Source organism: Sphingobium sp. RAC03, from assembly GCF_001713415.1.
Lineage (GTDB): Bacteria > Pseudomonadota > Alphaproteobacteria > Sphingomonadales > Sphingomonadaceae > Sphingobium.
Genome location: NZ_CP016456.1, coordinates 237,907 through 263,380 on the forward strand (window position 1 = coordinate 237,907; position 25,474 = coordinate 263,380).

Annotated in this window: 27 protein-coding genes, 1 tRNA gene and 1 pseudogene; 20 read left to right on the forward strand and 9 right to left on the reverse strand. The window is 63.6% G+C overall.

Annotation, left to right across the window (positions count from 1 at the left end; translation table 11 throughout):
* Nucleotides 1-69: 69 nt before the first annotated feature.
* From BSY17_RS05755 to BSY17_RS05785, 7 genes are read right to left on the reverse strand one after another with little or no spacing between them, the layout of a single operon-like run.
* A complete protein-coding gene (locus BSY17_RS05755) occupies nt 70-1,275 on the reverse strand; it encodes a class I SAM-dependent RNA methyltransferase (RefSeq protein WP_069064776.1) in 1,206 nt (401 codons plus the stop codon).
* Nucleotides 1,272-2,654 carry a bifunctional ADP-dependent NAD(P)H-hydrate dehydratase/NAD(P)H-hydrate epimerase gene (locus BSY17_RS05760; protein ID WP_069064777.1) on the reverse strand — a complete coding sequence of 461 codons (1,383 nt, stop codon included), beginning with the start codon at nt 2,652-2,654 and terminating at the stop codon, nt 1,272-1,274. The genes BSY17_RS05755 and BSY17_RS05760 overlap by 4 nt, the downstream gene beginning before the upstream one ends.
* Nucleotides 2,651-3,013 carry a hypothetical protein gene (locus BSY17_RS05765; RefSeq protein WP_069064778.1) on the reverse strand — a complete coding sequence of 121 codons (363 nt, stop codon included), beginning with the start codon at nt 3,011-3,013 and terminating at the stop codon, nt 2,651-2,653. Before BSY17_RS05765 ends, BSY17_RS05760 begins: the two co-directional genes overlap by 4 nt.
* On the reverse strand, nt 3,010-3,726 hold the full coding sequence (locus BSY17_RS05770; protein WP_069064779.1) for an N-formylglutamate amidohydrolase: 717 nt from the start codon (nt 3,724-3,726) through the stop codon (nt 3,010-3,012). Before BSY17_RS05770 ends, BSY17_RS05765 begins: the two co-directional genes overlap by 4 nt.
* A complete protein-coding gene (locus BSY17_RS05775; protein ID WP_069064780.1) occupies nt 3,723-4,604 on the reverse strand; it encodes a 4-(cytidine 5'-diphospho)-2-C-methyl-D-erythritol kinase in 882 nt (293 codons plus the stop codon). Before BSY17_RS05775 ends, BSY17_RS05770 begins: the two co-directional genes overlap by 4 nt.
* Nucleotides 4,591-6,195, reverse strand: a complete 1,605-nt coding sequence (locus BSY17_RS05780; RefSeq protein WP_069064781.1) for a tetratricopeptide repeat protein — start codon at nt 6,193-6,195, stop codon at nt 4,591-4,593. The genes BSY17_RS05775 and BSY17_RS05780 overlap by 14 nt, the downstream gene beginning before the upstream one ends.
* A gap of 25 nt (nt 6,196-6,220) precedes the next feature.
* Nucleotides 6,221-7,873, reverse strand: a complete 1,653-nt coding sequence (locus BSY17_RS05785; RefSeq protein ID WP_069064782.1) for an electron transfer flavoprotein-ubiquinone oxidoreductase — start codon at nt 7,871-7,873, stop codon at nt 6,221-6,223.
* 128 nt (nt 7,874-8,001) lie between these two features.
* On the opposite strand from BSY17_RS05785, the gene BSY17_RS05790 reads away from it, so the two are divergent.
* From BSY17_RS05790 to BSY17_RS05870, 19 genes and pseudogenes are all read left to right on the forward strand, one after another.
* Nucleotides 8,002-8,736, forward strand: a complete 735-nt coding sequence (locus BSY17_RS05790) for a uracil-DNA glycosylase family protein (protein ID WP_237236435.1) — start codon at nt 8,002-8,004, stop codon at nt 8,734-8,736.
* Nucleotides 8,729-10,516: a lytic transglycosylase domain-containing protein gene (locus tag BSY17_RS05795; protein ID WP_069064784.1), complete on the forward strand. Its 1,788-nt coding sequence runs from the start codon at nt 8,729-8,731 to the stop codon at nt 10,514-10,516. Before BSY17_RS05790 ends, BSY17_RS05795 begins: the two co-directional genes overlap by 8 nt.
* On the forward strand, nt 10,516-11,043 hold the full coding sequence (moaB, locus tag BSY17_RS05800; RefSeq protein WP_069064785.1) for a molybdenum cofactor biosynthesis protein B: 528 nt from the start codon (nt 10,516-10,518) through the stop codon (nt 11,041-11,043). Before BSY17_RS05795 ends, moaB begins: the two co-directional genes overlap by 1 nt.
* A gap of 85 nt (nt 11,044-11,128) precedes the next feature.
* Nucleotides 11,129-11,893 (forward strand): 4-hydroxy-tetrahydrodipicolinate reductase, encoded by a 765-nt coding sequence (gene dapB / locus BSY17_RS05805; protein WP_069064786.1) that lies wholly within the window; start codon nt 11,129-11,131, stop codon nt 11,891-11,893.
* 5 nt (nt 11,894-11,898) lie between these two features.
* The gene (gene nth / locus BSY17_RS05810) at nt 11,899-12,588 is read left to right on the forward strand and encodes an endonuclease III (protein ID WP_069064787.1); all 690 of its coding nucleotides are present in this window, start codon (nt 11,899-11,901) and stop codon (nt 12,586-12,588) included.
* Between the two features lie 57 nt (nt 12,589-12,645).
* Nucleotides 12,646-13,032, forward strand: coding sequence for a hypothetical protein (locus tag BSY17_RS05815; protein WP_037473884.1), 387 nt, complete (start codon nt 12,646-12,648; stop codon nt 13,030-13,032).
* Between the two features lie 73 nt (nt 13,033-13,105).
* Nucleotides 13,106-13,182 (forward strand) — tRNA-Arg (locus BSY17_RS05820).
* Between the two features lie 93 nt (nt 13,183-13,275).
* Nucleotides 13,276-15,843, forward strand: coding sequence for a phage/plasmid primase, P4 family (locus BSY17_RS05825; protein ID WP_069064788.1), 2,568 nt, complete (start codon nt 13,276-13,278; stop codon nt 15,841-15,843).
* 300 nt (nt 15,844-16,143) lie between these two features.
* Nucleotides 16,144-16,305 carry a hypothetical protein gene (locus tag BSY17_RS21500; RefSeq protein ID WP_171899193.1) on the forward strand — a complete coding sequence of 54 codons (162 nt, stop codon included), beginning with the start codon at nt 16,144-16,146 and terminating at the stop codon, nt 16,303-16,305.
* A gap of 8 nt (nt 16,306-16,313) precedes the next feature.
* Nucleotides 16,314-16,523, forward strand: coding sequence for a hypothetical protein (locus tag BSY17_RS21180; RefSeq protein ID WP_150125733.1), 210 nt, complete (start codon nt 16,314-16,316; stop codon nt 16,521-16,523).
* Between the two features lie 156 nt (nt 16,524-16,679).
* Complete coding sequence (locus tag BSY17_RS05830) at nt 16,680-16,892, forward strand: hypothetical protein (protein ID WP_069064789.1); 213 nt, start codon at nt 16,680-16,682, stop codon at nt 16,890-16,892.
* 134 nt (nt 16,893-17,026) lie between these two features.
* Nucleotides 17,027-19,099 carry a prohead protease/major capsid protein fusion protein gene (locus tag BSY17_RS05835; RefSeq protein WP_069064790.1) on the forward strand — a complete coding sequence of 691 codons (2,073 nt, stop codon included), beginning with the start codon at nt 17,027-17,029 and terminating at the stop codon, nt 19,097-19,099.
* Between the two features lie 113 nt (nt 19,100-19,212).
* Nucleotides 19,213-19,851 (forward strand): hypothetical protein, encoded by a 639-nt coding sequence (locus BSY17_RS05840; protein ID WP_069064791.1) that lies wholly within the window; start codon nt 19,213-19,215, stop codon nt 19,849-19,851.
* Nucleotides 19,851-20,159, forward strand: a complete 309-nt coding sequence (locus BSY17_RS05845) for a Rha family transcriptional regulator (protein ID WP_069064792.1) — start codon at nt 19,851-19,853, stop codon at nt 20,157-20,159. The genes BSY17_RS05840 and BSY17_RS05845 overlap by 1 nt, the downstream gene beginning before the upstream one ends.
* A 524-nt stretch (nt 20,160-20,683) precedes the next feature.
* Entirely contained in the window at nt 20,684-20,908 is a 225-nt protein-coding gene (locus BSY17_RS05855) for a hypothetical protein (protein ID WP_069064794.1), read from the forward strand.
* Nucleotides 20,905-21,315: a hypothetical protein gene (locus BSY17_RS05860; RefSeq protein ID WP_069064795.1), complete on the forward strand. Its 411-nt coding sequence runs from the start codon at nt 20,905-20,907 to the stop codon at nt 21,313-21,315. Before BSY17_RS05855 ends, BSY17_RS05860 begins: the two co-directional genes overlap by 4 nt.
* On the forward strand, nt 21,303-21,950 hold the full coding sequence (locus tag BSY17_RS21185) for a hypothetical protein (protein ID WP_150125734.1): 648 nt from the start codon (nt 21,303-21,305) through the stop codon (nt 21,948-21,950). The genes BSY17_RS05860 and BSY17_RS21185 overlap by 13 nt, the downstream gene beginning before the upstream one ends.
* A gap of 3 nt (nt 21,951-21,953) precedes the next feature.
* Nucleotides 21,954-22,055, forward strand: a pseudogene (locus BSY17_RS22165) (hypothetical protein); the annotation flags it as partial.
* A 71-nt stretch (nt 22,056-22,126) separates the two neighbouring features.
* Complete coding sequence (locus BSY17_RS05870) at nt 22,127-23,206, forward strand: tyrosine-type recombinase/integrase (RefSeq protein WP_069064797.1); 1,080 nt, start codon at nt 22,127-22,129, stop codon at nt 23,204-23,206.
* A gap of 173 nt (nt 23,207-23,379) precedes the next feature.
* On the opposite strand, the gene BSY17_RS05875 is transcribed toward BSY17_RS05870, so the two are convergent.
* On the reverse strand, nt 23,380-23,853 hold the full coding sequence (locus tag BSY17_RS05875) for a group I truncated hemoglobin (protein WP_069064798.1): 474 nt from the start codon (nt 23,851-23,853) through the stop codon (nt 23,380-23,382).
* Nucleotides 23,854-23,863: 10 nt separating this feature from the next.
* Entirely contained in the window at nt 23,864-24,736 is an 873-nt protein-coding gene (locus BSY17_RS05880) for a DUF3034 family protein (RefSeq protein WP_150125735.1), read from the reverse strand.
* 123 nt (nt 24,737-24,859) lie between these two features.
* Here BSY17_RS05880 and BSY17_RS05885 point away from each other — a divergent pair, with 123 nt between their 5' ends.
* On the forward strand, nt 24,860-25,474 hold the full coding sequence (locus BSY17_RS05885) for a cupredoxin domain-containing protein (protein ID WP_069064800.1): 615 nt from the start codon (nt 24,860-24,862) through the stop codon (nt 25,472-25,474).

Here is a 25,474-nt window from a genome sequence, read left to right on the forward strand (position 1 = left end):
ACCGACCCCGGTTTCCCTGTTGGAGAGGATGCCAGTCCCTCGCCGCTTCCCCCTGCGGCGAGGGATTTTTTATCGGCGGAAGATGCCGACCATCTCGACATGGGTGGACCAGCGGAATTGCCCGACCGGGCGCACGCTCTCCAGGCGATAGCCGCCCGCGACCAGATGCACCGCGTCGCGCGCGAAGCTTGCCGGATTGCAGGAGACATAGGCGATCACCGGCACGGTCGAGGCCGCCAGTTGCATCACCTGCTCGCGCGCGCCCGCGCGCGGCGGGTCCAGCACGACGGCGGCAAAACGGTTGAGTTCCTCCGGCGTCAGCGGACGTCGGAACAGGTCGCGATGATCCGCCACCATCCGCCGCTGCGCCCGCTGGCCCGCCAGCTTGAGCGCAAGCAGCACATCACGCGCACCCTCCGCCGCATAGACGGGGCGCGCCGCACCCAGCGCCAGCGCGAAGGTGCCGAGGCCACTGAAGAGGTCGGCGATCGCCCCCGTCTCCGGCATCGCATCGCGCACCGTCGCGACCAACGCCGCTTCGCCATCGGGCGTCGCCTGCAAGAAGGAGAAAGCCGGAAAGCCGACCGCCACGCCGCCGAACGTCACGGTGGCCGCTTCGGGTTCCCAGCGCGTTTGCGGCCCATCGCCCTCGTCAATCGTCAGCCGGGCAAGCCCATGCGTCCGCGCGAATTCGCCCAGCCCTTCGTCTGCCGCCAGTCCCTCGACCCGCACCCCTTCCAGCAGCAGGTCGACACCCTGGTCGATCAACGACATGCGGACATGCGCGGCCCGCTTGTCCGGCAGGATCAGCGCCAGCAAATCCCGCAACGGCGCGAGCAGCGCGAACAGGCGCATGTCGAGAACCGTACACATGGTGAGGTCGATGAGCGTGTGGCTGCCCGCCTCGGCAAAGCCGATCGTGATCTTGCGTCCTGATCGCGCCGCGCGCAGCGATGCGCGCCGCCGCGTCATCGGCGGCGAAAGATGGGCGGGCAGCACCGTCTGCGCCGTCGCCCCTTGTCCGGCGAGCGCCCCGACCACCCGCCCGGTCACGAAATCGGACAGGCTCGCGTCATCGAGATGCTGTAGTTCGCAGCCGCCACAGGCCGGAAAATGCACGCAGGGCGGCGCGACATGATGGGGTCCGCGCTCCACTGTGCCGTCGGGCAAAAGCCGGTCGCCTGGTGCGGTCAGTGCCGCATGGCGGCCATCGGCAGTGATGCCATCGCCCTTGGCGGCGATACGGATGATGATGTCTGGGTCGCTGTCTGTCACAATCGCGCGGCGATAGCCGCTGGCAGCGCATCAGGCAAATCATCGGCAACAAACGCCACGCCCGACCGCCGCGCGGCATCGCCATGCAGCCATACCGCCTCGCTCGCGGCGCGAAAAGGATCGCCCGTCGCCGCCAGCCGCCCGGCAACCAGCCCGGCCAGCACATCGCCGGTCCCGGCCGTCGACAGCCAACTCGAAGCGCCTGCCGCCACGGCAACCCGTCCATCCGGCCCAGCGATCACGCTGTCCGCGCCCTTGTAGATCACAACCGCGCCACTTTGCTCAGCCGCCGCCCGCGCGCGATCAATCTTGCTGCCGGGCAGATCGCCGAACAACCGTCGAAACTCGCCTTCATGCGGCGTCAGGATCGCGCCACGCGGAATGGCATCGACCACCAACAGCGTTAGCGCGTCGGCATCCAGCACCAGCCGATGGCCCGCCCCCACCGCTGCCGCCAGCCGATCACGCGCCACCGCATCGCGTCCCAGCCCCGGCCCGACCAGCACGACAGCGATTCGCTCATCATCCAACGCCTTCGCCACGTCCGCCGCCGTCTGCGCCTGCTGATGAATGATGGCATCCGGTCCCGTCACCGCCCCATCCATGGCAAACAGCCGAATCATGCCAGCACCCGACATCGCCGCCGATCGCGCCGCCAGCCGCGCCGCGCCAGGCATTGATCCACCGACCACCGCCACCAGCCCGCGTATATATTTATGCGCATCGGCCCCCGGTGCCATGAGCCGCGGCGCTTCCAGCCGGTGAACTTGATCCGGCGCGGCAATGCCAATCGGCGCATAGAGCAGCCGCTCGAAACAGCCCGCCGCCGGATAGAGAAGATGCGCGGGCTTGAGCGCACCCAACGCGATGCAAAGCCCAAAGCGCGGCACAGCGGACAGCAGCGCGCCGCTATCGGTCTCCACACCGCTTGGCAGGTCGATGGCATAGCTATGGCTCACTGCCTTGGTCAGTTCACCCAATCGCGCAGCAATTACCCCGTCCAGCCCCCGCGACAGGCCCGTGCCGAACAGCGCGTCCACCAGCTGCGTCGCGGACGCGGCGATCGCCAAATCCTCGACCGGCCCATCCCACGCGGCGCGGGCGCGCTGGCTCGACGGCGTGCGGCTTTCGCCCAGCGCTGCCACCCGCACCGGCACGCCCCGTTCGCGCAGCAACCGCGCAATCACATAACCATCGCCGCCATTATTGCCCGGCCCGCACAGCAGCAGCGTATCGCGCCGCCCGCCTGCCCGCCAGATGATCGCCGCCGCCGCCGCGCCTGCCCGCTCCATCAGCGCGTAGGGCAGGACACCCGACGCAAATACCGCCTGCTCCGCCGCCCGCATTTGCGCAGCGGTCAGGATCGGCGTGCCCGTCATCGGGGCGCGGACCCCGCCACCTGAACCGACATGCGGTAGCGATCGCCGCCGATGCGGATTTCGATCTGATCCTTGCCGATCAACTGGAGCTTGGCTTCCTCGGCGCCGTCCGCCGCTTCCAGGCCCCGGCCATCATCCAGCACCGTGAAGCGGCGAAAGCCGCCATCGGGATGCCGGATCGTCAGCATATTCCCCGCCCGCTCGATCGCACAATCCCGCGCCCAGGCCGCATCAGGCCCGATCGCACATTCCGCCATGCCATCATCAACGCGCGCGTCCGGCCCATTTCCCAAAACGGCAGGATCGCCACCGCACGCCGAAAGGCTCAGCAGCAGCCCCCAATAGCCATATCGCCTCATGTCAACGCACTCCGGCAAGCCAGCACCACAGGTCCCAGCAGATCGGCGAATCTTCGCTGTCCCGCCGCGTCGGCGACCAGGTCCTGCCGCATCTCGATGCCGAGATAGGGAATGCCATTGGCTTCGGCATGGCGGTTCATCGTCGCATTGAGCAGTTTGCCCGAATAGGGCTGCTGATCGCCGACCCACAGCCCCGCCGCCGCCAGCAAAGGAATCGCAATCCGCGCCGCACGATCATCCTCGCCATAGAGGATGCCGATCTCCCACGGCCGCTGCTGATCAGGGTCGCTCGCCAGCCGGGGCGTAAAACTGTGGACGGACAGGATAAAGGGCGAGGCCATTATGGCCAGTCGCCGCTCGATCGCATGATGATAGGGATGATAAAAGCGCCGCATCCGGTCGGCCAACTCCGCGTCGCGATTGCCCGATATGGCATGGCCATCACTCATCACCGGCAACAGGCCGGGCGCATCCTCTTCGCGGTTGAGGTCGATCACCAGCCGCGACACGCCGCCCAATATCGCCGTGCCACCCAGTTGCGCAGCGAGCAGCCGACTGACCGCCGCCACGCCGATGTCGATCGCGATATGGTTGCCGAGCAGCGCCGGGTCGATGCCAAGGTCGATATCCTCCGGCACATGCGCCGACGCATGATCGGCGACGATCAGCAGGTCCAGCCCACCGGCTTCGACCAGGGTAAAGGCCTCGCTCATGCCGCGCCGATCCGTGTTTCCATCACCCACCAATCGGGATGGGCGATACGCACCGCCATCGCCGCGTCGGCCAAAGCGGCATCATCCGCGAACAAGGCAAAACAGGTCGCGCCAGACCCCGACATGCGGGCGAGCACCAGCCCCAGTTGCGCATTGAGATAAGCCAGCACCTCCGCGATCACTGGAGCCGCCACAATAGCCGGTGATTCCAGATCATTGCGGCCCCAACTTATCAGCGCATCCAAACTCCCGGCATCCAAAGGCCCACGATCCTGCCTGTCCCACCCGGCAAAAACCTGCCCCGTCGGCACGGCCACGCCCGGATTGACCAGCAGCATCGCCATGCCCGCCAGCCCCTCGACCGCATGCCGGGCAAGTCCCTCGCCCCGCCCCGTAACCAATTGCGTCACGCTGGCGATGCAAGCCGGCACGTCCGATCCCAGATCGAGCGCCAGCGCCGCCAGTTCCCGCTCCTCGATGCGGACATCCCACAGCCGCACCAGCAGCCGCAGGGTCGCGGCTGCATCGGCCGATCCGCCGCCAATCCCCGACGCCACTGGCAAGACCTTGGTCAGGCGGATCGCCGCGCCGCGCTGTTCGCCGAGATAGGATTGCAACGCCCGCGCCGCCTTCACCACCAGATTGCCCGGCCCCACGTCCAGCGCCTCGCCAAACGGCCCGTCGATCACTAGGTCGATCGCGCCATCATCCGTCGCCTGGCCGATCAGCCGGTCGCCATGCTCGGCAAAGACGAACAGGCTTTCCAGCGCATGATAGCCATCGTCCCGCCGCGCCCGCACATGCAGCGCGACATTGACCTTGGCATAAGCGATTTCGACGAAGCTATCGGCCTCCAGTTCCGCGTCATGGTGCGGCATATTCGGGCTTCAATCCTTCCTTGGTCTTGGCGGCAATCCGCGTCGCCACATCGCCTTCGGCATGGATCGACGCCGCGGCCCAGGCATAGCGCGCCTCATAGCGCCGCCCCGCGGTCCACAGCGCATCGCCCAGATGCTCGTTGATGGTCACATCGGCAGGCGCGCCCGCTGCCGCCCGTTCCAGCACGGGGACGGCGGCTTTGACGTCGCCGGTGACGAACTGCGCCCATCCCAGCGAATCGGTAATGGACGGGTCTTGCGGCTTGAGCGCGCTTGCCTTTTTGAGCATGTCGAGCGCCGCTGCGACATTCTGACGTCGTTCGATCTGCGCATAGCCCAAATAATTGAGGACCACCGGCTCATTGGGGGCCAGCGCTACAGCCCGTTCCAACACCGCGCGCGCTTCGTCCCAGCGCTTGCCCTGTTCCAGCGCACTGCCTTCGAACAGCAGCAGCGACCAGGGCGGGGCCGCATCGCCAAAACGCGCCTGCGCTGCGCGAAAGGCGGCTGCCGCGCCATCGAAATCCCGTTGCTCGGCGAGCAGGCGGCCCAGCCGCACATGGCGCTCAGCCTCGGCATCAGGCTCCGCCGCCAGCGTGCGCGCGAGCGTCAGCGCCGCGTCCATCTGGCCATCGGCCGCCAGCGCGTCCACCCGCTCCGCCTGCGCCAGCGCACCATACCAACCGGCAGGGGGCACCTTGTCCGCTTGCGCGATCGCGGCTTTGGCAAAGCCTGCGACCGTCAACAGCCGCGCGGCAATGATATGATTTTCCGGCGAATCAGGATCGGCAAAGGTCGCGATCCGCGCTAGCCGAAGCGCCAGCCCCACGCCCTCCCGATCCGATCCGATATCCACCGCCAACCGCGCCAGCAGCCGCGCATAGCCCTGCGCCGGGGTCAGTGGCGCAGCCTTGATCCTGCGTCGCTCGATCTCGGCCCGCGCCTGTCTGAAATGCGCCTGGCCCGGTGGTAACAGCAGCAGCGCTTCCGCCTTGGCCTTTCGCCCCGCCAATTGGGTGGCAAAGGACAGGCGCAGCCCGGCGTCGGCAGGGCGAAGGGCGATCGCCCGGCGCAGCGGCAACTTCGCGCCTTCGACATCACCCGCGTTCAACGCCAGCAGCGCCTGATGCTCATCGACATAACGCTGCGCCAATGCCGCGAATCGATCCTTCGCATCGATGGCAAGCGGCACGGAACCACCTTCGCCCAGCGCGATCCAGCTCCGCAGGATCGGGCCGAGAAAGGCGAAATTGCCCTCCTCTTCCATCCGGTCGGCGAGCGTTGCGGCGGCAATCCAATTGCGCTGCTCCAGCGCCTCGCCGATGCGCAGCAAGGTGCCATCGCGCGGCAGCAAGCCCGCCTGATCCAGCAAAGCCGCTGATCGCAGCGCCAGCGCCTTGTCCCCGCTCTCCAGCGCCTGAACATAGGCGCGCTCGGCAATTTCCACCCGGTCGGGGTCCAACGCCAGCGCCTCGCCATAATGAGCGACGGCCAGCGCCAGCGCGCCGTCGCTGTCCGCCAATCGCGCCTGCGCATAAGTGTGCAGCGCGCTTTGCGGATCGACCGATGCCCCGGCAGCGGCCGGGATCATCAGCGAGAGAGACAGGATCAGGCGCTTACATATTGGGATAATTCGGTCCTCCGCCGCCTTCGGGTACGACCCAATTGATATTCTGGGTCGGGTCCTTGATATCGCACGTCTTGCAATGGACGCAATTCTGCGCGTTGATCTGGAAACGGGGATTGCCCTCATCCTGACCCACCACTTCATAGACGCCTGCCGGACAATAACGCTGCGCCGGTTCGTCATAAAGGGGCAGATTATAGCTGATCGGGATCGCCGGGTCCTTCAGCTGCAGATGGACCGGCTGGTCCTCCTCATGATTGGTGTTCGACAGGAACACCGAGGACAGGCGATCGAAGCTGACCACGCCATCTGGCTTGGGATAGGCGATCTTGGCGCAGGCGTCCTTGTGCCAGATCTTCTCATTGTCGGGCTTGTGCTTCATCGTGAAGGGCAGGCCGATCTTGAGCGTCCGCATCCACATGTCGATGCCCGCCAGCAGCGTGCCGATCGTGCCGCCAAATTTGGACAGCAGCGGTTCGGCATTCTTGACCAGCTTCAACTCATCAGCGATCCAGCTCGACCGCACGGCGGCGTCATAGTCGGTCAGGCTGTCACTCGTCCGGCCCGCCTGCACGGCGGCGAAGGCCGCTTCGGCCGCCAGCATGCCCGACTTCATCGCCGTATGCGTGCCCTTGATGCGGGGCACGTTCACGAAGCCTGCCGAACAGCCGATCAGCGCGCCGCCGGGGAAGTCCAGCTTGGGCACCGATTGCCAGCCACCCTCGTTGATTGCGCGCGCACCATAGGACACACGACGACCGCCTTCGAGGAACTTGCGGATGTCTGGATGCTGTTTCCAGCGCTGAAATTCTTCGAACGGGTAGAGATGCGGGTTGCGGTAGCCAAGCCCGACGACAAAGCCCAACGCCACCTGGCCATTGGCCTGATGATAAAGGAAGCCGCCGCCATAGGCATCGGTCAACGGCCAGCCCTGACTGTGGATCACCAGGCCGGGCTGATGCAGCGCCGGATCAATGTCCCACAATTCCTTCATGCCCAGGCCATAGACCTGCGGCTCGCTGTCCGCGTCCAGCGCAAACTGTCGCTTCAAGATCTTGGTCAGATGGCCGCGCGCGCCTTCGGCGAAGAAGGTATATTTGGCGTGGAGTTCGAGGCCGGGCTGATAATCGCCCTTATGCTTGCCTTCGCGATCGACGCCCATGTCGCCGGTGGCGACGCCCTTCACGCTGCCATCTTCATGATAGAGGATTTCGGCGGCGGCAAAGCCGGGGAAGATTTCGACACCCAGCCCCTCGGCCTGCTCGGCCAGCCAGCGGCACAGATTGCCGAGCGATCCGGTATAGGTGCCCTTATTATGCATCCAGCCCGGCGTCATGATGTGCGGCATGGCCATCTTGCCGGACTTGGTCAGGAACCAATGCTGGTTGTCGGTCACCGGCGTTTGCGCCAGCGAACAATCCATGTCGCGCCATTGCGGCAGCAACTCATCGAGCGCCTTGGGATCGATCACCGCGCCCGACAGGATATGCGCCCCGATTTCGGAGCCTTTTTCCAGTACGCATACGGCCAGCTCCTGGCCCGCGTCAGTGGCAAGCTGTTTCAGCCGGATCGCCGCAGACAGTCCAGCTGGCCCGCCGCCGACGATGACGATGTCATAGGGCATCGATTCCCGTTCGCTCATAGTCCCTCCATATCGGCGTCCGGCGGGCTGCACCCCGATCTTCCGATCGCCTTATTACTCCAACACTCTACCATCACAGGCGATGAAGCACCTTGACCCCCTCGTCAACCTCTGGCCCTTAGGAGCATATGCGGGGATCAATGCAGGACAATGCGGCGCTGGGTGCCGACGCCTATCTGGCGTGGTGGCAGCTTGCCGGCGTGGAAGGCGCGGTGGCGGAAACGCCCGTCAACTGGTTGCGTCCGGCTTTGGCCGCTACGGCATCAGCGGCGCAATCGAGCGTCCCGATTGCTCCTCCGGTCGCCAAACCGCAGGATTTGCAGGCGTTTCAGACCTGGTTGGCGAGCGACGCGGGACAGCCCGAACAACGCTGGGCGGGCCGCGCGATTCTGCCAACCGGGCCGATCGATGCGCCATTGATGATCGTCACCGACATGCCCGATCCCGCCGATATCGAGCAAGGAACGCTGTTGGCCGACCGGGCGGGCGCCTTGTTCGATTCAATGCTGCGCGCCATCGGCCTTGACCGGTCGCATTGCTATATCGCCTCCCTGTTTTTTGCTCGTCCTCCCGGCGGCATGGTGGAAGCAAGCGACATTGCCAGCGCCGCCACGCGCATGGCCACCCATGTCCATCTCGCCCGGCCCCGCCGCCTGCTTCTGCTCGGCGATCGGACGATCCGTGCGCTGATGCCGACGGGCGGTGGCGAGGCGTCTACTGCTTTACCCGGCTTTAACCATGATGGCGGCATTGTGCCCGTCGTCGCCACATTTCACCCCCGCCTGCTGCTCACGCAACCGGCGGCTAAGGCGCAATGCTGGCGCGCTTTGCAAAGCCTTATCGAGGAAACCGACCATGACTAGAGCCGCGACGCGCCTGTCCTGCCTGGCCCTGTTCGCAATGGGTGCCGCCGCCGCGCTGCCCGTGTCGGCGGAAACGACCGGCACCTTGCCCCCGGCATCAGCGGCTTTGGTCAGCAACGCGCCGCTGGTCCTGTCGGACGGCGACAAGGCCCGCTATCGCAGCATCTTCGTTGCTCTGCGCGATCAGAAATGGTCCAACGCCCGCGCGATGATCGACGCGCTGGGCGCGCAGGATGCGATGCGGCCGCTGGCGTTGTCCGAACTCTATCTCGCAAAGGGATCGCCCAGGGTCGAACTGTTCGACCTGCTCGACCTGTTGAACAAAGCCGCCTGGCTCCCCAAGGCCGACCAACTTTCCCGCCTGGCGCAAAAGCGCGGCGCGACCATCTTGCCGACCCTGCCGCAGGTGCAGAAGATGGTCTGGCTGGGTGCAGCCCCCCGCCGCGAATATGTCGCCGCGGTCAAGACCGACATGCTGGCCCAGGCGCTCGCAGGGCAAATCCAGACGTACATCAAAGCGGACAACCCCATCGGGGCCGAAGCGCTGCTGGCAAGCGGCGAAGCGGGCCTGACGCCTGAAGGCCTGACCGAAGTGCGCCAGCGGGTTGCCTGGGCCTATTATATCGAAAGCGACGATAGCAACGCCCGGCGCATGGCCGCGCGCGCGCTGGAAGCGCGGGCTGGCGGCGACTGGAGCGTACAGGCGCATTGGACCGCTGGCCTTGCCGCCTGGCGCCAGAATGACTGCCGTGCCGCCGCCCCGTCCTTCGCCAATGTCGCGGCGCTCGCTGGCAACAACGACATGCGCGCCGCGGGGGCCTATTGGGCATCGCGCGCCTATATGGTGTGCGGCGAAGCGGACAAGGTCCAAAATTACCTCAAGCTCGCCAGCCGGTCGGAAGAGACCTTCTACGGTCTGCTCGCCCGCGAATCGCTTGGCCTTCCGCTCGGCGCAGCGCCTGTAGCCAACCGGTTCGGCGCGTCCGAATGGCAATTGCTCAAGGACAGCCCCAATGCCCGCGCCGCCATCGCGCTGAGCGCCATTGGCGAAACCGGCCGGGCGGAAGAATTACTGCGCCATCAGGCGAAGATCGGCGGCACCGGCCATTATGACGCGCTGATCCGGCTTGCGAGCGCGCTCAGCCTGCCCGAAACCCAATTATGGCTCGCCCATAACGGCCCCGCCGGCAAGCAGCCGGAAAGTTTCGCCCGCTTCCCCGCGCCCAACTGGCAGCCCGACGGCGGATGGCGCGTCGACCCGGCGCTGATCTACGCCCACACCCTGCAGGAATCGGGCTTCCGATCGCAGGTCGTGTCGAGCGCTGGCGCGCGCGGCCTGATGCAGGTGCGGCCCGGCACGGGTACCGACATGGGCCTCGCCTCGGCTGACCAATTGTTCGTGCCGTCGACCAACATGGAATTTGGCCAGCGCTATCTCGAAGCGCTGCGCGACATGAGCGCGACCGGCGGGCTGCTGCCCAAGGTCATGGCGGCGTATAATGCCGGGCCGATGCCGGTCGAACGCTGGAACAGCGAAGTGAAGGACAAGGGCGACCCGCTGCTCTTCATGGAATCGCTGCCCTATTATGAAACCCGCGCCTATGTGAACATCGTCATGCGCAATTACTGGATGTATCAGATCCAGGGCAAGGGCAGCGCCGATTGCCTCACCGGCATGGCCCAGGGCCTGTGGCCGACCTTCCCGACATCCAAGGGCATGAAGCTGGTGCGGCTGAGCAAGGCCGATGGCCGTGGCAGCATGGGTGGCGGTTCGGACTGATGCCGATCGATGAAAGCCGGGCCTTCATCCCTGTACGCATCGCTGTACTGACAGTGTCGGACACGCGCGGACTGGCCGATGATCGCTCCGGCGACGCGCTGGTCGAACGGCTGGAAAAAGCGGGCCATATCCTCGCCGGTCGCTATGTCGAACGCGACGACAAGGCGGCGATCGTGGCACGACTGCACACCTGGATCGACGACCCGAACGTCGACGTGATCCTGACCACCGGCGGCACCGGCGTTACCGGGCGCGACGTGACCCCCGAAGCGGTGGCGCAGGTGCAGGACAAGGAAATTCCGGGTTTCGGCGAACTGTTCCGTTGGCTCAGCTACCAGAAGATCGGCACCTCCACGATCCAGTCCCGCGCCACCGCCTGCGTCGCGCGCGGCACCTATATCTTCGCCCTGCCCGGCTCCACCGGCGCGGTGAAGGATGCCTGGGACGGCATATTGATCACCCAACTCGACAGCCGCTTTCGTCCCTGCAATTTTGTCGAACTGATGCCGCGCCTCAACGAGCGCTGAGACGCCCCTTCCCTGCCGTGCGGGGATGACAAAAGCGCGTCGCTCTGGCATCCGCGCTTCCCAGCACAACAGGGACGGCGTCTTCATGATCAGCATCGGAATTTTCGGGGCCGCAGGCCGCATGGGGCAGGCAATCGCCGCAGTCGCGACGGAAGCGGGCTTGGGCCTGGCGGGCGGCACCGATCGCGCAGGCAGCGGCGAGATCGCGCCGGGTATCCCGATCACGACCGATGTCGCAGCACTGGCCCAGGCAAGCGACGTGCTTATCGATTTCTCCGTCCCCGGCGCGCTGTCCGCCCATCTCGATGCCTGCATCGCCGCCCACAAGCCGATCCTGATCGGCACGACCGGGCTGGAGCCTGTCCATCACGCGCTGATCGATCAGGCGGCGCTGGTCATTCCCGTGCTGCAGACCGGCAACACATCGCTCGGCGTCAACCTGCTCGCCGCCTTGGTGGAACAGGCGGCGGCGGGCCTGGGTGACGACTGGGACATCGAAATTGTCGAGATGCACCACCGGCACAAGGTCGACGCCCCCTCCGGCACCGCCCTGCTGCTCGGCGAAGCTGCAGCGCGCGGGCGCGGCATCGACCTGGCCGACCATAGCGAACGCGGACGTGACGGCATCACCGGCGCGCGGGCCAAGGGCGCGATCGGCTTTGCCGCCTTGCGCGGCGGATCGGTGGCGGGCGACCATCAGGTCATCTTCGCCAGCGAAGGCGAGCGGATCGAAATCGGCCACCGCGCCGAAAACCGCTCCATCTTCGCGCGCGGCGCAATCAAGGGCGCGCAGTGGCTCGTCGATCAGCCCGCCGGACGCTACGACATGAAAGGCGTGCTGGGCCTCTGACCGCCATGAATAAGGCGCAGATCTTCGACTTTTTCAGCCGCCTGGCCGAAGCCAATCCGGCACCGGTCACCGAACTGGAATATGGCAACGACTATCAATTGCTGGTCGCCGTCGTGCTGTCAGCCCAGGCCACCGATGTCGGCGTCAACAAGGCCACCCGTGCCCTGTTCCGCGACGTCCAAACGCCCCAGCAGATGGTCGATCTCGGCGAAGACGCGCTCAAGCAGCACATCAAGACCATCGGCCTGTTCAACGGCAAGGCAAAGAATGTCATCGCCCTGTCGGAGATACTGGTCCGCGATTTCGGCGGAGAAGTGCCGCAGGATCGCGACACGCTGACCACCCTGCCCGGCGTCGGGCGCAAGACCGCCAATGTCGTGGTCAATACCGCGTTCGGGCAGGAAGCCTTCGCCGTCGATACCCACATCTTCCGCGTCGGCAACCGCACTGGCCTCGCCCCCGGCAAGACGGTGCTCACGGTCGAGCTGAAACTCGAAAAGCGCGTGCCCGGACCGTTCCGGCGCGACGCGCATCATTGGCTGATCCTGCATGGCCGCTATGTGTGCAAGGCGCGCCGCCCCGAATGCTGGCGCTGCATCGTCGCCGACCTGTGCCGGTTCAAGCCCAAGACGCCCGCACCAAAACCACCCCCTGCCGCCTTGCCGTTATCGCCCAGTTCAGCAGACAGCGAATAAAGGGACGGAACAGCGCCTGCCAGAACGTCGATTCGGCAAAAGCCATGGAGAGACAGCATGATCATTTCGCGAGCCTATCCCCTCGCCTTCGGCCTCGCTTTGGCGGCTGCCGCGACACCGGCCATCGCCAAGGACAGGCCCGACCCCTATGTGGCAAAGGGCGAAGCGGTCACTTGCATCCCGATCCGGTCGATCCGATCGACCAATGTGCGCGACGATCGGACCATCGACTTCATCATGAACGGCCGCAAACTCTACCGCAACACGCTGCCCAACAGCTGCCCCAGCCTGGGCTTCGAAAAGCGATTCTCCTACCAGACCAGCATTTCGCAGCTTTGTTCGGTCGATATCATCACGGTGTTGTGGAACGCTGGGCCAGGCCTGCAACCGGGCGCAAGCTGTGGCCTGGGCAAATTCCAGCCGATGGAAAAGGCGGCGAAATAAGATGGGGCGCGGTTGAATTGAGGCTGGCGCAGGCCCATGGCCTTTGCTAAGCGCCATGTCCGACCAGCGTCATGCACCCATAGCTCAGCTGGATAGAGCGTTGCCCTCCGAAGGCAAAGGCCACTGGTTCGAATCCAGTTGGGTGCACCACATTTTCCGCCACTTTTGACGCATTCCGGCCCCTCCGGTTTTGGGGCTTGTGCAAGTTATGTGTAAGCTACCCTCCTAAATCCGGTTTCAGACATGGGTGAGCGGGTAGCTTCATCACCCTCGGCACTGGACGCTGCGCTGGCCTTTGCCGCGCGGGGCTGGCCGGTGCTGCCCTGCAATCCGCGCGACAAAAAGCCATTGGTCCCGCGCGACGTGATCGACGGCAAGCCGGTGCCGAAAAGCGGCGGCTTGTCCAAGGCCAGTTGCGATGCGGAGACGGTTCGCGCCTGGTGGAAGCGCTGGCCCCATGCCCTGATCGGCATCGCGACGGGGAAGAGCGGATTTTTTGCGCTCGACTTCGATCCCCGCATCGATGCCGACACAGGCGAGGAATGGACGCTCGATCGCCTGAAAACAGAGCTGGAAGCGCAGATGGGTTGTGCCCTTCCTGCCTCCCTCGCGGTGCGCACGCCCTCCGGCGGCGTCCATGTCTATTTTCGCCAGCCAAAGGACGATCCAGTCCGCAACAGCAATGCGCTGCCCGAACATGTCGATGTGCGCGGCGATGGCGGCTATGTCATTGTGCCGCCGGGTCGCAACGCAGCGGGTGGCGTCTATCGCTGGCTGCGCGATGACAGCGCCGCGCCGATCATCGACGCCCCTGCTGCGCTGCTGGCGATCCTTCGCCCGCGCAAGGCCAGCAAGGCCAATGGATCGTCTCCCCTGCACAAGGGAACGGGCGACACGGCGACGGAGCGCTATGCGCTGACCGCGCTGCAGCGCGAATGCGCCGAAGTCGAGAAAGCGGGCAGTGGCGGGAGGCAGGACAGCCTTAACCGTGCGGCGTTCAATATTGCCCAGTTGGTCGCTGCCAATGCTCTGCCGGAGGGGATGGCGAGAGCCGCACTGGAACAATCGGCGGCGAAGAATCCGGGGCGGGATAGCGAAGCGCAGCTTCACGCCACGATCGATAGCGGTTGGGCGGCGGGCCTGGGCAATCCGCGCGACCTTTCCGGCATTGCAGACCGGCAACAGACGCGCCGCCAAACAGGCGCGCGGGTGCGGCCAGCGGAGGCCAATGACAATGCGCCGGATGACGACGCGCTCCATCGCCGCCTGTGCATGGTGCCGCTGACCGACCTGGGCAATGCCGAGCGCTTTGCCGCCCGCTTTGGCGATCGCGTCCGCTATGTCGATAAATGGGGCTGGATTGCCCATGACGGGCGGCGCTTCATCCATGACGGGGCCGAAGCCCTGATCGGCGGGTGGGTGCATGCGACCGTGCGCGCGATCAGGCAGGAGGCGCGCGTCATGCGGGACAGCGGCCGCCGCGATCGGGGCGATGCGGGCGCGCTGGACGACCTGATCGAGACGAAGCGCAACGGCGATGAAGTGTTGTTGTCGGATAAGCTCGCGGCCTGGGCGAAGGCCTCGGAGAGCGCGGCGAAGCTCGCTTGCATTGCTGGCATAGCGCGCCAGCTCGAAGGCTACGGCTTGACCGTCCAGCCGGAGCAGCTCGACCGCAATCCCTACCTGATCAATTGCGCCAACGGCACGCTTGAGATTGTCTATGAACCGAATGCGCCGGAACCGTGGGCGGAATTGCGCCTGCGCGCGCATGATCCCTGCGACCTGATCACGCGCCTGGTGCCGGTGGACTATCGGCCGGGGGCGACATGCCCACGCTATGACCGATTTTTGGCGCGCGTGCAGCCGTCGGACGACATGCGCGCCTTTCTCCATCGGTGGGGCGGCCTGTCCCTTACTGGCGATGTGAGCGAACAAAAGCTGGCGTTCTTCTACGGCAAGGGCGCGAACGGCAAATCGACGCTGGTGGATACATGGGCGACGATCGCGGGCGACTATGCCGGAACCGTGCCGATCGAGACATTCCTTGATCAGGGGCGCAAACGGAAAGGATCGGAGGCGTCGCCTGACCTGGCCGCGCTGGTGGGCGTTCGCCTGCTGCGCACGTCGGAACCTGAAAAGGGATCGAAGCTGGCCGAAGCGCTGATCAAATTGGCGACCGGCGGCGAACCCATGCCGGTGCGGCGTTTGAACCGCGATCCATTCGACCTGTATCCCGCTTTCAAAATGATCATATCGGGCAACCATCGGCCGTCGATCAGCGGCGTTGACGATGGCATCTGGCGGCGCGTCATGTTGATCCCGTGGGACGTGCAGATTCCCGACGCGGAAAAGGACCGCCAGTTGGTCGCCAAGTTGCGAGACGAGGCGAGCGGCATCCTCAACCGACTTCTGGACGGCCTGATCGACTGGCGGCTTCGCGGCCTGCAGGAACCCGCCAGCGTGCGCGGTGCGACGGCAGACTATCGGGAGCAGAGCGACCCGCTGGGACGCTTCCTGGCGGCCTGCACGCGCCCTGCCGATGGGCAGCGGGTCCAATCGTCCAAGCTCTACGGCTTGTTCCTGGCATGGGCGCGTGCGGCCGGTGAACGGGAGTGGACGCAGATGGGCTTTAGTAAGGCCATGCTCGATCGCGGTTATCGCAAGATGGAAAGCCACGGCATGCGGTGGCTCGACCTGGAGACGACACGCACGGCGGACGACCTGGCAAGCGAAGATCGGCCCGACGACTATGTGCCCGGATTTGATCAGCCCCACCGCCCCTGGGAGGATGATGATGACTTACCAGTCTAGTGTTGCAAGGCTTAGTGCAAGGGTGGTGCAAGGCTCAAAGCAAGGCTTTAGGCGCGGTTTTCTGCGCCTTTGCAACACCTGCAAGGCCTATGTGCATGTCATGCTTCATGCGTGTGCGCGCGGGCGTGCGTCTGCGCGCATGCGCGAGAGTTACACAAAAGCCTTGCAAGTATTGCAAGTCTTGCACTCTCTGAAAGAGAATGGCGGTTTTCCGCCATTCTATGTCTCCGGCCTGCGCAAGGGTGCGCAAGGCTATGGGCTTTTCGTGCAAGGGTTGGTTCTGTGTAGGGGGTTCACGAAGTGAGCGCGCCTGCTCTGACCGACCGCGCCCGTTCGATCGCCCGCGACATCGGCCGCCTGCACCCGGACTGGCAAAACCCCGAACGATATTTCGAACGGCGCGACGACCTGCGTCGGCAACTCCAACAGCTTGCGCGCGCCATCGAACGTGCGGGCCATTGAAAGGTAAGATGATGACCGGCACCACTTCGCCACTCTCAAAGCAGCTTATGCAACAGGCCGTGTGTCATACCGACCATCCGGCACAGGCCGCCACGGCATTGCTCAAAGCGGCCGCTGATATTCTGGTCCTTCAGTTCGGCGAGACGGAAGCGATCGTGCTGTTGTCGAGCATTGTCGAGGAAGCCGGGTCGGAATGGCGGCGAAGGCACGCGAATTGATGACCCCCCACCCCCAACGGGTCCTTACCGGCCCCACCCCCGTAGTGCGGTGGGGCGATGGGCATAGGTTTGCGGTTCAAGGGCAGATTAGCTTTATGAACTCCGTGAACTGAACAAGTTCAATAGCTTAACTTCACATTGCAATGTGGTGGCGACATGATGGACGGCTTGAAAGATGAATATAACGAAGCGTCGGCCGCGTCTTACCTGGGCATCTCCGGGCGCACGCTCCGGCGCTATCGGATGATGGGCCGGATCGGGCACCATCGATCGCCCGGCGGCCGGATCAGCTACACGCTCGACCAGTTGATCGACTTCCAGCTTTCGACCCGCGTCGCGCCCGCCCTGGGCGATGTAGCGGCGGCATGATGCAAGGGCGGCAACCCAATGGCGTGCATCGGCAAGCGCCGTGGCCGCAAAAGGGTAGGGTTTGGCCTCATATGTCCGCATATGGCCGCAAAAGGGTAATTTACCGATCGCCGCGACGGCCCGAAAATCAGGGCATGAACAGCGCAACCCCCGCCACCTCCGAACGCCGCATCATGGCGGCAAGCCAAGTACGGTCCGCCAATATCGCGCCGACCAGTTGGAACCCCGAAACCCGCACGATCGATGTCGTCTGGACGACCGGCGCGCGTGGCGTGAAGTTCGATTGGAACGCTGGCGAGACCGTTGATGAAGAACTTGAAACCGGGCCGATCCATGTTAGGCTCGACCGGCTCAATGCCGGTGCCCCCGTTCTGGACACCCACCAACGGGGCGGACTGGCAAATCAGATCGGAACCGTCGTGCCCGGCTCTGCGCGCATGCAAGGCGGTCAGGGCATCGCGACCCTGAAGCTGTCCGAACGACCCGAAATTGCCAGCCTGGTCGATGACATAGCCAACGGGATCATCCGCAACCTGTCGGTCGGATACACGGTCCATAGCTATGAGATCGAGCGCAACGCAGGCGGGCGCCCGCTTTACCGCGCCATCGATTGGGAACCCTTCGAAATCAGCTTTGTGCCGGTGCCTTTCGATGCCCTGGCACAGGTTCGTAACCGCTCCGGTTCTGCCGGACTATTCCCCTGCACCCTTCGTTCACACTCTTCCCTGGAGATTTTCCCTATGACTACTCGAACCAACGGTGCCCCTGTCGCGCCCTCCACCGATACCCCCGAACCGCCCAACGGCCCGGCGGCCACCATCGCTCAACTGCGCACCATTGGCGACATGGCCGCGAGCCAATATAATATTTCCCGCGACGCTGTATCGTCCGTGGTACTCGAAATGGCTGAACGCGGCCTGTCGGCGGGCGATGCTCGCAGTGAAATGCTGCGCATTCTTGGCGAAGTTCAGAACGAAGCAACCGCCGTGCGGTCGGGTGGATCGCGCGGCGGCGCATCCGACTTCATCGCGCGCAGTGCCCAGTCCTTTTCAAATGCCCAATCGACATTTGAGAATCCGGCCTTCCACGGCAATGCGATCGAGGATGCCCTTTATGCCCGCATGAGCGGCCGCGCGCCGACCGACCAAGCGCGCCAGTTCATGCACATGTCGTTGGTGCAGATCGCGGGCGAGGTTGCGCAGCGCGCCGGAGTCTCTGGCGTCCAGCATATGGCCCCTGGCGACGTTCTCAACGCGGCGGCATTGGGCAACAGCCGGATGGGTGGCGGGCCGTCGGGCTATCTGCATTCCACACGAAGCTACGACGGTAGCTATCATACGACGAGCAGCTTCCCCGACCTATTGACCGGCGCTGGCCAGCGCTTCCTAATGGATATGTTCGCGGCCGCCGAATCTCCGTTGAAGAAACTCGGCCGCCGGCGCGGCGCTCGCGACTTCCGGTCGATTAGCGGGCTTCAGCTCTCCGGCTTTGGCACGCTGCCCGAAGTGCTGGAAGCTGGCGAGATCAAGTCCGGCACGTTCAAGGCGCGCAAGGAAACCTACGCCGTCAAAACCTTCGCTAAAATGTTCGCCCTCACACGGCAAGCGATCATCAATGATGACCTGGGGGCCTTTGGCGACCCTATCCGCGTAATGTCGCGGGCGTCGGCCGAGACGGAAGCAAGCCTGTTGGCCGACCTGCTGAACAGCAATCCCGCCATGTCGGATAGCAATGCCCTGTTCCATGCCGACCATGGCAATCTGGCATCGTCCGGCGTTGTGCCCAGCGTTGCTGCGCTTAGCGGCGGGCGCTTTGCCATGCGGAGCCAAAAGGACCTAGACGGCGTGACGCCGATCGCCGCCGCGCCGAAATATATCCTTTCCAGCCCGACGTTCGAAACGACGATCGAGCAGCTGATCGCCACCAGCCTGACGCCTGCGCAGGTCGATAACGCCAATCCCTTTGCGGGGAAGCTCGAACCGTTGGTCGATCCGCGTCTCGATGCCCTGCCCTGGTATCTGTTCGCCGACCCGATCGCATCCCCGGTGCTGGAATATGCCTATCTGGAAGGCCATGAAGGCCCGCGGGTCGAAATGCAGGATGGATGGACCACGCTGGGCACATCCTTCCGGGTCTATATGGATTTTGGCGCTGGCCTGGTCGACTGGCGCGGCGCGTACAAGAATCCCGGTGCAGCACCGAGTTAAGGCAAGCGAAGGGTGGATAGCAAAGCGGGAGGGGCCGCCCTGGGCGACATATCCGGCCTTCCTCACCCCTCCCGCTGCATGACACGAATCCATGGCGATAGAGAGTTCTTCCAATGGCCCCGCACAGTTTCCTAAGCGCTTGCATCATCGGCCTGGTCGGGGCGTGGCTGTTCTACGTGACCCCCGCCTTCGCTGACCCGATCACGGTTGGCACTATCCTGGGTATCTCGACCCTCGCGGCCTCTGCCGTTACCTTCGTCGTCACGACCGCCATCACTCCATCGGCGATGATCACCGGACAATGGCATATGGGCGGTTTGGGCTATCGCCGTCTGCGCTTGGACGCCATCACGCCCATAGGTGCCTGCAAGCGATCCATCGGCCCCTTCCTGATCGCCAGAACCACCGGCAACTGCATGGGCGACGCGGTGGGCGACATGACCTATTTGCTGATCGACAAGCGGCTGACGATCCGGCGCGACGACCTGATGACGATGAAGCTACATGCCGGACCAATGGCGGGCGCGGTCATCACGAAGCGCTTTGTCGAGGCCTATGACGGCATCGTCAGCACTGCGCAGCATAGCCCGCCCGCCCGGCTCGACTTTCGTGGGCCGGAGATCGAATGGGCTTACCGGGTGCGCGCGCTGTCACCGTCGCTTATCGGCGTTCTGTGGCTGATGCTGGTCACGATTGCACGGCCCCGCAGCCATAATGAACGGCTGGCCGCAGAACGGGATGCACGGCCCTGATGCCAGACACTGCGACCTTGCCGACCATCTGGCTCGATAGTCGCGAGCTTGCGCAGCGTTTTGGCCGCCGACATCATAATTTGCTCAAGTCGATCGATCAGTTGCTGGCGCAATGTCCGGCGGCTGCTGATCATGTAAAATATTCCACCTATCCCGCCATCGCGGGCTTGGGTGGCACGCGCCATGTGCGGCATGCGCTGGTCGATCGAATAGGCTTCACGCTACTGGCGATCACCTTGGGCACGACGCAACGAGACATCGTGTTCGACCTGCTGATGGCTTTTGAGGCGACGGCAAACCCGAATTAGGCTTTGAGCGCGCCAGCGATAATTTGGCGAATCGCCTCCGGCCGCGTCGGTTGCGGCGTCGGTTGCCGTGCAATCCATGCGTCCAACGTCACTAGCTGGTCGGGTTGGAGCCGAACGCCAATTAGCTGCCCGGTCTGAGCGGGGCGTTTGCGTTTCGTGTTATCATGAGTTGCGTTCATTACAATGTGGTGATAACACGAGTGCAGGCCGAAGGGAAGTTCCCGCTTCCCTCCGACCCTAACCAGTAAACGATCCTAAGGAGATCGATCGTGGCTCACTCCCCTCTACGGGCGGATTCTGCCCCTGCCAATCCTGTTGGCCGTCGTGATGTGCTTGCGGCCCTGGCCCTATCTCAAATCGCGCTGGTGCCCACTGTTCACGCCATCGCCCCTGCTGCGCTGGCCAGTGGCAGGCCTCTCCCTGCCGCCACTAACACGGCGGACGCCCATTTCTGGCACCTCCATGCGCAACGCCTAAAGGTCGATGCCGCCTGGGAGGCCTGCTTGCGCACATCATCATCTGACATGTCGGACCATGATTTTGACGACTGGGGTGCGCGTCATCATGAAGCCGAGCGGGCCATGATGGTCGCGCCGATTGCCACCCTGCCCGCATTGCGGGCGAAGCTCGCCTACATGAAGTCGGGCGAACTGGACGTGCTGGAAGGCGACGAACACTATCCCGCGCCGATCGACCTCGTTTTGCGGGACATGGATCATATTCTCGGCAATGGGGAGGCGGCACAATGAGCATGCACTTCCCGATGCCAACGGCCCTGCCCTTGCCGCCGATGAACCGGCGCGCGATCGAGGATCAGATCGAGTTGCTGATCGCCATGCTGGACGCGACCGACGGCGACCCCGAATCGGAAGATGACAACGAAGATTGCTGCCCGGCGTGGGACGATGACGCGCGCATGTTTTCACTAGGCCGGATTGGCTATGACAGCCCGTTGCAAGATTCTGATGCCGAACCAGACGACGATGATGAAGAGGACGATTGGCCGGGTGGCAATGTCGATGACGAACCGCAGGCAGCAGAAGGCGCGGATTATTATCGCCTGTTACCTGTCTATGGCGTCGATCAGTCTCTAGGGCCGCTCAATCACTTGGAAGCCGAGCAGGCGCGGCAGCGGGACATGGGATGGCGATCATGATGGCATTTCATGATAGACCCACGCTATTTACATCTCATCAGCTTTCAGCTAATCACGCCTCATTAAGTGAGGTGCATATGTCTGCTGGCTTTATCATTCCGAGTTTCAACGAACCTGTTTGCACGGCTCAACAGGTATCGCATATTTTGGCACGGCCGCGTCCAACCATAACGGGTTGGGTCAATCGATATGATTGGCTTGGTATTGAGGGCGTCCAACCTGGTTCCACGCGGCTGTTTAGCTGCAAGGAAATTGGAGTGCTAACTGCACTCCGTATGTCGATTGCCGCTGGCAATATGACTGAAGCGTTGTTCAATTCGCAAGATATTGTAATCGACGAAATTGAGCAGCAGTTCATCGATCTATTCGATGGCTTACGACTTGAAGAATGGGGATCAGCCTTAGAAATTCGACCTTATTTGCCCGTGCTTACCCCACCTCTTCGCCTAGTTTGCCGTGACTTCAAGTTGGCAATTTTTTCGGTATTGCGCTCCGATACTCGTTATGACGAAGAGCCGTTGCGCGACGTATCGAACTATCCCTTCCCCACCTTGACGCTGCCCCTCGGTCAGGCGCTGCGAAATGCATGGGGCCGCACTCTGTTCACCTTGAACGGCTTTGAGTTGGACGACTAAGCGATGAACGCTCGGCTCCTTACGGCAAAGCAAGTTGCCGAGACGTTCGGCCTGCCCTCCGCCACGACTTTGCGCAGCATGCGCCAGCAAGGCTTGCCTGCCGTCAAGATCGGTAAGGCCTGGCTTTTCGAAGCGGCGGACGTCGACGCTTTCATTCAATCCAGAAAGGTGACGGCATGCCCCGCCCAAATCTCGGTGCCCGGCTCGAACATGTCAACGGACGCAGCTCGCTCTACATCGTCTGGTATGAAGGGGGCCGAAAGCGCACCCGCAGCACTGGCACGGCAGACCGTCGAACGGCTGAAATTGCGCTTGCCGGGTTCCTCCGCGAGCGTGAGTTCGCTGAACGGCCGATAGGGCCAGCAGATCCTTCAACCTATATGATCGCATCTGCCCTAGACCTGTATGGCACGTTGCATGCGCCCAATACGGCCGATCCGGTGCGGATTGCCTATGCCCTGTCACCGCTGATCGAATATTGGGGCGATCAGAAGGTGGACGCGATCACCAAGCAGACGTGCGGCGCCTATGTGCGCTGGCGCAATAAGGCGCCGGGCACTGTGCGCCGCGAGCTGACGACCTTGCGCGCGGCACTCAATTTCGCCTTTCAGGAAGGACGACTGACGCGCGTGCCGCACGTCCAGTTGCCGGAAAAGCCCGACGGCAAAGATCGCTGGCTGACGGAAACGGAGGCGGCGCGGCTGCTTAATGCCGCACGCACCAGCTATGCCAATGTGCGGCTATATCTCCCGCTCTACATCATGCTTGGGCTATATACCGGCGCGCGCCCTGGCGCGATCCTGGCGCTTCGCTGGCCGCAGGTGGACCTTGATCGCGGGAGGATCGATTTTGCGCCGATCGGTACACGCCGGACGAACAAGGGCCGTGTGCGTGACCAACCGATCCCGCAGCGTCTTATGACGTTCCTGCGCCTGGCGCGCAGGCGCGGAACGGAATTGGGCTATGTGGTCCATGACGGCGGGAAGCGCATCAAAGACATTGGCGGCGGTTGGGATGGAAATCCCGACAAGGCAGGCCATGGCAGCTTTGGCGGTGCATGCAAGCGCGCTGGGCTAGTAGGCGTTTCTCCCCATACCCTCCGGCACACATGCGGCACCTGGATGGCACAAAAAGGCGTCCCTCTCCATCATATCGGCGGATGGCTGGGCCATTCAGACTCTCGGACCACGGAACTCTATGCCCACCACCATCCCGACTTCATGTCGGCGGCGCTACGCGCTGCCGATCGGCGATAGGAGCGTGCAAGTTATGTTGCAGCTACGTATGCAGGTTCACGCCACGTTCCCGCGCCTAAAACGGGAACACGCGGCCAAAAACCGCGCAATTCCGGCCTTGGTAGGTTCTCCGAAGGCAAAGGCCACTGGTTCGAATCCAGTTGGGTGCACCACTACCGCCGTTGGCGGCTGGCTTATTGCTTCACCACATCATGATGCATCGGCGCGAGTTTCGACAGGAAGCGGTTTTGCGCCTGGAAATCGATCTTTTCCGCGCGCATCGCTTCCTGGAGCAGTTCGACCAGGCGGTTCATATCCTTGCGCTGCACCCCCAAATCCTTATGCGCGCTCGCCATGTCGCGACCGCTGTAGGAACAGCCAGCGTTCAGCAGGTAGCAAAATTGCTCGAACAGCGTCCGGCTCAGGCGCACCTTGTCATGTCCCACGAAAATCTCGCCAATGATGGGATCGGCATAGGCGCGGACAACCATGCCATCGACCACGCGCCTGATGCCGTCCTGGCCGTGAAATGCCCGTGCCATGGCATCGCCGGTGAAGGGCGTGCCGCCGGCATGGGCCGCATTGGGCACATAGGGATCGACCGCGTCTTCGCCGGGCATGGCATGGGGTGCGGCTTGCAGCAGGAGCAGCGAAAGAAGCAGAGACATGATGACGTCCTTAGAAAGCGGCCTGGAGTGACAGGAGCAGGCCGCGCTGGCCCTTGACGGTGGCGATGGAGCCAAGGTCGGCATAGGCGACCGTGGCAGTCAGGTTGCCATGCACAGCGACTGCCGCGAACAGGTCGAACCAGTCATCTTCTCGCGCGATCCCCAGATTGTCGGGCTTGCTGCGAAATTCGCCGCCGATCGCGACGCGCCGCGACAATTGCCAGGCGGCCGATCCTTCGAACTGTAGACCATAGCTATCTTGCTTATCGCCACCGAAACCGAGCAGACCCATCTGGTTCGCCTTGGTCAGCCGGGCGGTTCCGGACAGCAGGATCGAGCGCGACAGGAATAATTTGCTGACAGAAGCGTAATAATCCACGCCCTCGTCATCCTGCGCTCCGATCGCGCGGACGACAGCGCCCTGCCCGTTCTTCTTATATTGCGCGCCGATCGCGATGGCAGGCAGCCGGTCATAGACGAGATCGCCCGCGACCCGGACCTTGGCGCCTATGATGTCCTGCGAAAAAGCATAGTCCTTGCCCAGGCCCAGCACGGTGCCGATGTCGTTGGTGTTGAAATTCTGATGGGCGTAGCTGAGTTCGAGGCGGTCGCGAAAACCGACGGCTACGCCCGCGCTCCAATAATCATAGTCCTTCACCTCGACCATCGTGCCATGGCCGGACAGGCCGATACCTTCGTCCGTTTCGTTGCCCGCAATCACCGCCCAGGGCGTAAGGCCACCCCCGCTCGCCCCCTCAAGCGACGCAATGCCATTGGTAAGCAGGAGCTTGCCGCCATGGCGGAGCGGTCTGGCGCTCGCCGTGGGAGACAGGGATAGGGTAGCGAAGAGTGCCATAGTGGCGGCGAGGAGAAGTCGAGTCATGTTCAGCGACATAGACGGACCTGGTTAAAAAAATATTCAGCGTGATGTCGGGAAGAGAGCGGGTTCTGGCGATCCACGCGGATTATAAGTAATTGTTCAATATTTACCGCTAAACACAGCGGCATGCCTAACTTACGCTTTGCGCTCATTCTGTTGTCCTGCACGGCCAGCCCAGTCATGGCCGGGGATCTCAATCTCAAACTGGTCGATGCGGCGGGGCGCCCGGTGAGCGATGCCGTCGTTTCCGTCCGGCCCGCTGGCGGCATCCCCGCAGGCCCCATCCGCTTTCCCTGGCCCACCACCATGATCCAGCAGAATGTCGCCTTCGTACCACATGTCCTGATCGTGCCGGTGGGGGCTACGGTGCGCTTTCCCAACAAGGATAAGGTGCGCCACCACGTCTATTCCTTTTCGCGTCCGGCCAAGTTCGAGATCAAGTTATTCGGCCAGGATGAAACCCGCAGCTATACTTTCAAGACGCCGGGTGCCGTCGCGGTGGGATGCAATATCCACGATCAGATGACGGGCTTCATCAAAGTCGTAGAGACGCCCTTCGCCGCCAAGAGCGACGCGGCAGGCACGGCGCGGATCACTGGCATGGCGACCGGCACGGCACAGGTGACGATCTGGCATCCGCTGCTGCGCGCCAAGGATAACGAACTGGTGGTGAACGTCCCCATTCCCGGTAGCGGTGCCGCCAGCAAGACGGTGCCGCTGACGCTGCGCGCCGCGCGGTGA